The organism is Anaerosporobacter sp. (assembly GCF_031551385.1).
Lineage (GTDB): Bacteria > Bacillota > Clostridia > Lachnospirales > Lachnospiraceae > Anaerosporobacter.
This window is the reverse complement of sequence record NZ_JAVBNS010000153.1, coordinates 34,746-43,705: the sequence shown is the minus strand read 5'-3', so window position 1 is coordinate 43,705 and position 8,960 is coordinate 34,746. Positions and strand designations below refer to the sequence as shown.

The 8,960-nt window shown below is 34.6% G+C and carries 10 protein-coding genes; all 10 read right to left on the bottom strand.

The window, feature by feature from the left end; translation table 11 throughout:
* Positions 1-141: 141 nt before the first annotated feature.
* Positions 142-1,863, bottom strand: a complete 1,722-nt coding sequence (locus RMR19_RS12730; RefSeq protein WP_310603867.1) for an ATPase, T2SS/T4P/T4SS family — start codon at positions 1,861-1,863, stop codon at positions 142-144.
* Positions 1,854-2,690: a hypothetical protein gene (locus RMR19_RS12725; protein WP_310603866.1), complete on the bottom strand. Its 837-nt coding sequence runs from the start codon at positions 2,688-2,690 to the stop codon at positions 1,854-1,856. The genes RMR19_RS12730 and RMR19_RS12725 overlap by 10 nt, the downstream gene beginning before the upstream one ends.
* Positions 2,684-3,331 carry a hypothetical protein gene (locus RMR19_RS12720; protein WP_310603865.1) on the bottom strand — a complete coding sequence of 216 codons (648 nt, stop codon included), beginning with the start codon at positions 3,329-3,331 and terminating at the stop codon, positions 2,684-2,686. The genes RMR19_RS12725 and RMR19_RS12720 overlap by 7 nt, the downstream gene beginning before the upstream one ends.
* A gap of 237 nt (positions 3,332-3,568) precedes the next feature.
* Positions 3,569-4,066, bottom strand: coding sequence for a hypothetical protein (locus RMR19_RS12715; RefSeq protein WP_310603864.1), 498 nt, complete (start codon positions 4,064-4,066; stop codon positions 3,569-3,571).
* A gap of 75 nt (positions 4,067-4,141) precedes the next feature.
* Entirely contained in the window at positions 4,142-4,639 is a 498-nt protein-coding gene (locus tag RMR19_RS12710; protein ID WP_310603863.1) for a hypothetical protein, read from the bottom strand.
* 363 nt (positions 4,640-5,002) lie between these two features.
* Positions 5,003-5,155, bottom strand: coding sequence for a hypothetical protein (locus tag RMR19_RS12705; protein ID WP_310603862.1), 153 nt, complete (start codon positions 5,153-5,155; stop codon positions 5,003-5,005).
* Between the two features lie 24 nt (positions 5,156-5,179).
* Positions 5,180-5,857: an orotate phosphoribosyltransferase gene (gene pyrE / locus RMR19_RS12700; RefSeq protein WP_310603861.1), complete on the bottom strand. Its 678-nt coding sequence runs from the start codon at positions 5,855-5,857 to the stop codon at positions 5,180-5,182.
* Positions 5,858-5,923: 66 nt separating this feature from the next.
* Positions 5,924-6,826 carry a dihydroorotate dehydrogenase gene (locus RMR19_RS12695; RefSeq protein WP_310603860.1) on the bottom strand — a complete coding sequence of 301 codons (903 nt, stop codon included), beginning with the start codon at positions 6,824-6,826 and terminating at the stop codon, positions 5,924-5,926.
* On the bottom strand, positions 6,826-7,593 hold the full coding sequence (locus RMR19_RS12690; RefSeq protein WP_310603859.1) for a dihydroorotate dehydrogenase electron transfer subunit: 768 nt from the start codon (positions 7,591-7,593) through the stop codon (positions 6,826-6,828). The genes RMR19_RS12695 and RMR19_RS12690 overlap by 1 nt, the downstream gene beginning before the upstream one ends.
* A 189-nt stretch (positions 7,594-7,782) precedes the next feature.
* On the bottom strand, positions 7,783-8,853 hold the full coding sequence (locus RMR19_RS12685; RefSeq protein ID WP_310603858.1) for a branched-chain amino acid aminotransferase: 1,071 nt from the start codon (positions 8,851-8,853) through the stop codon (positions 7,783-7,785).
* Positions 8,854-8,960: the final 107 nt, after the last annotated feature.

Sequence of the window (8,960 nt, the reverse complement as noted above, 5' to 3'; positions counted from 1 at the left end):
ATAATGCTACACATATAAATCCAAGAATAAACGCTCCTTCTGCACGCAGATATCTTCTCGTCTCGTATTCAATTTTCTCTTCCTGATTAGGTAGAATCCATTCTTGAATTTGCCTTCTCACTTTTAAGAAATTTAATATTATCAGTGCACATTCCCCCATTCTTGCTGATTCTTAATGAATTCCTCTTCTTCTGATACCGTAAGATGCCGTAAAATCTGTTTATTTATCTCTTCACTTATTGGGTTTTTTAATTGATATCTTCCTTTTTCATATACGACAATATCGGAAACTAAGAATTGTGGCTCAACTACATCATCATCCTTAGAGGAACGATAACATGTTTGTATAATACTCTGCCTTATAGGAATAATCTGCGAAATTCTTTCTATATATCTATGACCATCTGCATGCTTGCACATATGTACATCAAATTGAATTGCATCAACTACTTGTCTTGTCGCTGCCGTCTCATTCTGAAATCCTCCTTCTGTAAGTAATGCATTTCTCATGGCGTAGATTAAGTCCTTTGTTGTTTTTGCATGATGGGTAAACAGTGTAAAAAGCGATGCCACCTGTGACATTCCTATCATCTGACTAGCAACACTTGCCGTTGCCACTTCTCCTAATATACTTACTGTTCCATCCGTTTTTTTAGCAAAGTCTAATCCTTCTACACCACTGACATAATCCGTTTCTTTAAAAGATACAATGTTTCTCTTCGGATAAATCTTTCTTAGGTGTAATTCGAATGACAGCTCCTGCACGCGAAGATTGTAGGTAGGGCGAATATAGCGAATTAGCGACATTAACAACGTTGTTTTTCCAGAACCTTGTTCTCCCGTAATTGCAATAACCTGACACCCTTTAATCAGCCATTTCATCAACTGAATCGGCAGCATACAATTATTACCCGTAATTAACGTGCTAATATCCTTTTGCATCTCTTTATGGAACTTACGAACAAAGAGTACCCACCCTTCACAAAATGGTGGTCTAGCAACCGCTACACGAGATCCATCTACCATTTCATTAACGATATATCCTCGTACTTCGGATAATTGCCCAGGATTATTATAACGATAGATATTCTTGCAGACTCGAATTAACTCTTTCTTGCTTTCAAACCCTAAGAATGATAGATGAATGGACTTTCCTTTATAAAACAACCAGATGCTTTCATAGGAAGCAGGTAATACTCTGACTTCTCCAAACCGTTCTACCTCCATATTGTTTGTAATCCCAGATACACCTGCTGATACACCATCTATCGACATATCACGAATCTCATCTATTACACCATTTCCACGATAGCAGGAATATAGTCTTTGGCTTAGAATCTGTAATTTATCATAGAGATCCAAACACATATGACTTCGATGATACATTGCATGAATTTGCGTATCTGTAATTTCATAATATGCTTCTCCATCATCATTCACTTTAGGTGCATCTAACTTATATGTTTCTATCATCTTTATTAATGCGTTACTCTCATACTTTTGAATATATTGATATAGAAGGATATCAAATTTTTCTCTTGCAGATAAATCCCCACTTTCAAAACCAATAAAATTCTCTAAATCTCCCTCCTTAAATTGAAATTTTCCAATTAACATATCCACGATATATTCTTTAATATATAATTTGGCTTGCCAGTCGCCAAATGTACATGTTTTTAACGCTTTCCTTAATTCTCTCCTCCTTTTCGCCTGTTTTTGTTGGTTTGTATGATTCCCATTACTATCATATATGTTTGAGCGTAACATCTCACGAAATGTATTCTCTACTTCCATTTGTAACTCAGCTATTGTTGTAATTTGCTTTCGCTCAATTTCTATACGTTTTCTCTTTCCTATATGCAACAATCTTCACACCTACCTTTGTCAATTGATTGCATTGCTTCATTTAACATTTTTGCTGCCTGTTCAAGCGCATACATAAAAGGATAATTATAATCCCCTTGCTTGCACTCTATATTTGCTGATATAAAATCTATTACTCTTCCTTCTGACATTGCCTCTTTGCAAAGAATGTTGTAAGGAATTGTAGCAATATCCATAGATGGAATCTTATATTTTCTAGCTATATTTTTAATATTGATTTTGGAATTCGGCTGATAATTGCCAATAAGATATCGAACATTCGATATAGATATATGTTTTCTTAATTCCTTTTTTCCAAAAGGATTCATATGTTGCATAAGATTTAGCATAACAAGGTCTGCCTTTTCAAGAATGTACTGTGTACTCGCTTTATTCATGTCCTGTAAATCCACAAATACAAGTTCTTCACTTTCCCTACACAACGTAATAAACTGTGGCAGTATCTTCATAAGCTCTTTTTCTAAAAGCGCATTTTCAATCTGACGATTTGGAAGATAATATAACGTATCCGTGTATAACTCTTCCGCTAATTCTTCTACTTGCCATACCAACTCAAGTTTTTCCTTACTCTGTAACCGACAAAACAATTCTTTCGACGCATTCATATGATAAGGCGTAATGCTTTCGCATAGAAGTGATAATCTTGTTCTTGGAGTAAAGTTATCCTCAATTCGATTCCAGTTTCTATGATTCTCCCAAAGTAAAATCTTTTGCTTCTTTCTAATTGCATAGTATGCTGCTAAACAACAGAGATTACTTGTCGTTCCTGCATTTCCTCGAATATCACTGTAAAACGCAATTAGCATTCCCCTCCCCCTTTCTTTAACTGCTGTATTGCAGAATGAATCTCTCTTGTTGTAAACAATTGCATCTGTCTTACGATACACGCCAACGTTTTAATCATGTCATTCGACATATTCCTAAAATTCTTCCCTTCTTCAAATTCTAAACACTGCTTATAATAAAGATCATAACTATCTAGCCAGATCTCATTTATAATACACCATTCCTCACACAGTGGATAATTGCGAATAAAATACTTACTATCAAGCCTCTTATTACAGATGTCTCTCACGATTAAGATACATTGCTTCTTATATTGCGATATTATTTGGGCTGCTCCTTGCATCACCCTCTTATACAGATTTGTAATTACAACAATATAATCAAATGTATTATCTAAATCTCTTTCTATTCCCTCCTCACAGATTTCCACTTCATATAAAACATAAGAATATGAGTCTACTATTTCCTTATGCTCTTGAAGCCATTCTCTACTGCATTCTAGCCAGTCAAGCCCCATATTATAACTCGGTTGACATACCGCCTTCTTCTCTTCTTGGTATGTAACAACCAACACCTCTTGCCCACATATACGTAGTATTCTACCTATATAGTACACAATGTCTCGACTAGGTACACCAATGAAACCTATTGCCTTCGCCATTCATTCCTCCTTTTATTATGAACTTATTTTTGAATACTCTTTGAAAATTTTTGGATTGTTTTTAGAACATAAATGAAATAAAATAATAAACCAGATATTATAAGATTTGTTTCAGATAAAAAGATTATATACCAATTTTTCTCATTTGTAAACCATTTTTTTACATGGTGTGTTTTTATATTAAAAAAACATAGAAATCCATTTTTTCATGAACTTCTATGTTTTTATTAAATATATTTATTTGTTTGCTGTATTAACAAGATTTACTGCTTCTGACATTTTCGTAGTAGCTGTTGCCATGAACTCGTCACCTTCTGTAATAAGCTCAATAAAGCTTGTATAAACAGCTTCATCTGTATATATCTCTTCTGTACAAGCTTCAACTGCTGAACGGTAAGGTTCTGTACCCTTTAATGCTTCTTCTGCTGCTTCTTTAAATACAACTTGTGCCTCTTTATATTTCTTTGGTGCTGTTATATCTCTTAACTTAATAAGTTCATCTTCTAACTTTTTAATATCATCAAGACATGCTTTTTTTGTATCTTCATTTGTCACATCTGATGCAAATGTTTGTAAGTCAGTTAAAAATGATGAATTAATTGTTGTTAAATTAGTTTGTATCTCTTGAACATCATCATAATATTGTTTTTCAGCTTTCTTGTCTGAACATCCTGTTAATGCGAATGCTAAACATAAAGTAAGCATTGCAATTAAAATTTTACTAATTTTTTTCATTTTCTTCTCCTTTTATGTACTATAACGTCCTTATAATACTTATCTTTTATTATTATATCAACAAATAACTAACCGTTATTTATTTGCTTCGTTAGCAATTTGACTTGCTTCTGAAATTTTTGTACCAGCTGCCGTAATATGATCGTCACCTTCTGTAATACGTGTCATGAATTCATCATTAGCTGTTTGATCTGTGAATACTGCCTCTGTACAATTTTGAATTGCTACAGAATAATCTTCAGTTCCTTTTAATCCTTCTTCTGCTGCTTCTTTATAAACAATTTGTGCCTCTTTATATCTTTTGGGAGCTGTTAAATCTCTTAATGTAGTAAATTCTGTTTCCATTGTCTTAATATCTTCAAGAACTTTTGCTTTTGCATCTTCATTTGTTACATCTGCTATAAATGTTTGTAAATCTGTAAGCATTGTTGAATTAGCCAATATTATATTGCTTTGTATTGCCTCTACATCATCGTGGTATTTTTTTTCTGCCTTCTTGTCTGAGCATCCTGTTAATGCAAATGCTAAACATAACGCAAGCACTGCGATTAAACTTTTAGTGATTTTTTTCATTTTTCCTCCTCTTAAGTATTATAAACTCCTTATAATACTTGCTGCCTATTATACGAAAGATATGAATGCGGCTCTTCTTCATAATATCATATCTTGCGTGTTGGTTGAAAGACCACAAACATAATCGTATCAGAGTTAACGCCTTTTTTCAAGTGTTAGATATGGAATAGGGTACTAATTTCCTATTTTTTATTTATTATTTAATAAAATATGTATTTTTTCTATTACAACTTATAGCATCTCTGCAGTGCTACAAGGCTTATTATATCCACTAAAATTCCCATTCCCATTGCATGATAAAGCATACAAGGCACAAAATGATGTCAATCAAGTTGTGCCTTGTTACTTATTCCCTATAATTACTTAAAACAATATATCCGACTTCTTGCTAAGTAATCTTCCACCATTAACAATCGTAGCAACACCTGCTCCAATACCAAACACGATAATGCAGATGCCTAATACTAGATTACATGTTCCTACTGATTTCATAGTTTTATATACTTTTTCGCCCATCTTCATTCCTCCAATCAATAGAAGTTATTCTTGCACACCATATTGAACATAATATGCATCAATCGCTTCTTTTAATGTATCGTCAATAATAATTTTACCATTATACGGATTATTATACAAGTGTTCTACAACTTCTGCCATAGTTACAATTGCTGTTGTCTTTAAACCATATGCTTCTTCTATCTCACTTAATGCACTCTTAGTTCCTTGACCACGTTCCATTCTATCTACAGAAACTACAAGTCCAAGAACATCAACATCTCCTTGTGCTTTAAGAATTGGTAGTGTTTCTTGAATCGATGTTCCAGCCGTTGTTACGTCTTCGATAATAACAACTTTGTTCTTATCCTGAATAGGGCTTCCAAGAAGGATGCCTGTATCTCCATGGTCCTTTTCTTCTTTACGATTTGAACAGTATCCGATATCTACGCCATAATGTTCACTGATTGCCATTGTAGTCGCTACACTTAGAGGAATTCCTTTATAAGCTGGTCCAAAAAGAATATCAAAGTCAAATCCAAATTTGCTTTCGATTGCCTTCGCATAATATTCACCTAGTTTACGTAATTGTGCACCTTTACGGTAAAATCCTGTATTTACAAAGAAAGGCGTCTTTCTTCCACTCTTCGTAACGAAATCTCCAAACTTTAATACGCCACAATCCACCATAAATTCAATAAACTCTTTCTTATATTGTTCCATTGTATATCCTCCTGTTTTCTGATATGTTTTAATTTTCTTTTGCTCTAACACAAGCTCTTCACTATACTATTTTACACAACCAATCAAAGAGTTAATATCTTCAATCGAATTCTTTTTCAGATACTCTTCTAAACCTTTTACGATTTCCATTGTTGCTGTTGGATTTGCGAAGTTCGCTGTACCTACAGATACCGCTGTTGCTCCTGCCATTATGAATTCTAAAGCATCTTCCACATTCATAATACCACCCATTCCAATAATTGGCAAGCTTACTGCATTTGCAACTTGATAAACCATACGAACTGCAACAGGTTTAATCGCTGGGCCTGATAATCCGCCTGTTTTATTAGCTAATACAAAACTTCTTTTATTAACATCAATCTTCATTCCAGTAAGCGTATTAATCAATGATAACACATCTGCTCCACCAGCTTCTGCTGCTTTCGCTGTCTCTGTAATATCCGTAACATTCGGGCTTAACTTCATAATAATTGGCTGTTTTGCCACTTTCTTTACTGCACGAGTGATCTCTTCCACGCTTTTTGCATTTTGTCCAAAAGCAATTCCACCTTCTTTTACATTCGGACATGATATATTAATCTCTAACAAATCAACCGATTCATTGGCTAATCGTTCTACAACCTCAACATAGTCACGTTCCGACTTACCACATACATTTACAATTACTTTCGTATCGTACTTTTTAAGAAATGGTAAATCTCTCTCTGCAAATACATCAATACCAGGATTTTGTAATCCTACTGCATTCAGCATACCACCATATGTCTCAGCAATTCTTGGAGTCGCATTTCCTTCCCAAGGTATATTTGCTACACCTTTTGTCACAACTGCGCCCAAACGATTCAAATCAACAAAATCACTATACTCAATTCCAGAACCAAATGTACCAGAGGCAGTCATTACTGGGTTATTAAGTTCTACACCAGCTAAGTTTACTTTTAGATTCATTATAGTTCTACCTCCTCAGCATAGAATACTGGACCGTCTTTGCATATTCTTGTGTTATGAACATGCGTATGATGGTCAACTTCTTTTGTTTTACATACACAGGCAAGACATGCACCAATACCACATGCCATTCTCTCTTCAAGAGAGATTTGAGCTTTGATTCCATTCTCTAGTGCATATGCTTTAATTCCACGAAGCATTGGCGTTGGCCCGCAAGCAAAGATGATATCCGCGTCAAGCGCATGTTCACGAATGGCGTCAATAACATTTCCTTTTACACCTGTACTCCCGTCTTCTGTTGCAATGTATACATCACCATGAGATTCAAATTCTTCATTCATAAATGTAACATCTCTGTATCCCAGTACAATGCTTTTCTCTATATTAAGTTGTTTCGCTAACTCTAACATTGGAGGAATTCCAATTCCACCACCGATTAGGATTGCTTTCTTACCTTCTAATGTAAATCCATTACCAAGAGGCCCCATAATTGTAATGGTATCTCCTACTTGATACGTAGCGATTTCCTTTGTTCCTTCGCCAACTAAACGGAATACAAATCGTAATGTTCCTTCACTTTGATTAATCTCACAGATACTAATTGGTCTAGGTAATAGACGACTTCCATCCTTGCAATAGAACGAAACGAATTGTCCTGGTTTTGCCGCCATAGCAATCTCTTTATCTTTAAGCCACATACTGACAATATCTTCTTGTAATTTAACTACGCTTGTGATTACGGCTGTATTTTTGAAATTCTCTGCCACTATACTTGTACCTCTCTTTTCTTTTCTATATAACTAATTTTCAAGATTACGTCTATCCAATTAGTTTGTGCACACAAATTGCAAAAAATATGTTTCTTGAATAACTACAATTATTCTAACAAATTAACGTGGGTATGACAACTAGAAAAAGAAGAAACCAAACTTCTCGGCTTCTTCTCTTTCTGTTCTTTATTTTACTTCAACAACCCAGTTGAATGTGTCTTCCACTTTACCTAATTGAATGCCTGTAATCGTATCATAGATTCTTTGGCTAAGCTCACCAATTCCACCATCATTAACTTGCATTACATGATCTTCAAAACGAAGATGACCTACTGGTGAGATAACTGCTGCTGTACCTGTACCAAATACCTCTTCTAAAGAACCATCTTTCGACGCTTCATATAATTCATCTACAGAGATTCTTCTCTCATCTACAGGAACGCCCCATGATTTACATAATTCAATAACAGAATTTCTTGTAACACCAGGTAAGATACTACCATTTAATTTAGGGGTAACTACTGTTCCATTAATCTTAAAGAAGATGTTCATTGCTCCAACTTCTTCAATGTATTTTCTCTCAACACCATCAAGCCATAATACTTGTGAATATCCATCATCATGTGCTTTTACTTGAGCAGCTAAAGAAGCAACATAGTTAGCACCTGTTTTCGCTTCACCAACTCCACCCTTAACAGCACGAACATATTCATCTTCAATCCAAATCTTAACTGGATTAAGCCCTTCCGGATAGTAAGCACCTACTGGTGATAAAATAATCATAAACATATATGTGTCTGATGGACGAACGCCAAGGAACGGATCTGTTGCAATAACAAAAGGTCTAATGTATAAAGATGTTCCTGGTTTTGTTGGAATCCAAGCTTCATCTGTTTTAACAAGCGCTTTTAATGCATCTAAGAAAGCTTCCTCTGGAATTTCTGGGATACAGATTCTTCTGTTTGTATTATTTGCTCTCTCTATATTCTTGTCTGGACGGAATAATAATGTTCTTCCATCTTCTGTTTTATATGCCTTTAAGCCTTCAAACATCTCTTGACCATAGTGAAATACCATAGCTGAAGGAGCTAACGTAATTGGTGCATAAGGAACAATTCTTGCATCATGCCATCCTTTACCAGTTTCGTAATTCATAATAAACATATGATCTGTAAAGATTGTACCAAATTTTAATGGATTATCTTCTGCTGGTAATTCATTTGGTGTAGTTGTTTTTTCATATCTAATATTTAACATAATCATTCACCTTCCTAATTGTAACTTATCGTTGTTGCGAACGCTTTGTGTGAACAGTAAGCACTTATCCACTTCTGAAATATATATTAGTCTTCTCAAAAATGAAA

Bases quoted from the DNA above. Each gene is read 5' to 3' on its own strand.
- RMR19_RS12725 (WP_310603866.1), bottom strand. From the start codon at position 2,690: ATGCTAATTGCGTTTTACAGTGATATTCGAGGAAATGCAGGAACGACA.
- RMR19_RS12720 (WP_310603865.1), bottom strand. From the start codon at position 3,331: ATGGCGAAGGCAATAGGTTTCATTGGTGTACCTAGTCGAGACATTGTG.
- RMR19_RS12715 (WP_310603864.1), bottom strand. From the start codon at position 4,066: ATGAAAAAAATTAGTAAAATTTTAATTGCAATGCTTACTTTATGTTTA.
- RMR19_RS12710 (WP_310603863.1), bottom strand. From the start codon at position 4,639: ATGAAAAAAATCACTAAAAGTTTAATCGCAGTGCTTGCGTTATGTTTA.
- RMR19_RS12705 (WP_310603862.1), bottom strand. From the start codon at position 5,155: ATGGGCGAAAAAGTATATAAAACTATGAAATCAGTAGGAACATGTAAT.
- pyrE (WP_310603861.1), bottom strand. From the start codon at position 5,857: ATGGAACAATATAAGAAAGAGTTTATTGAATTTATGGTGGATTGTGGC.
- RMR19_RS12695 (WP_310603860.1), bottom strand. From the start codon at position 6,826: ATGAATCTAAAAGTAAACTTAGCTGGTGTAGAACTTAATAACCCAGTA.
- RMR19_RS12685 (WP_310603858.1), bottom strand. From the start codon at position 8,853: ATGTTAAATATTAGATATGAAAAAACAACTACACCAAATGAATTACCA.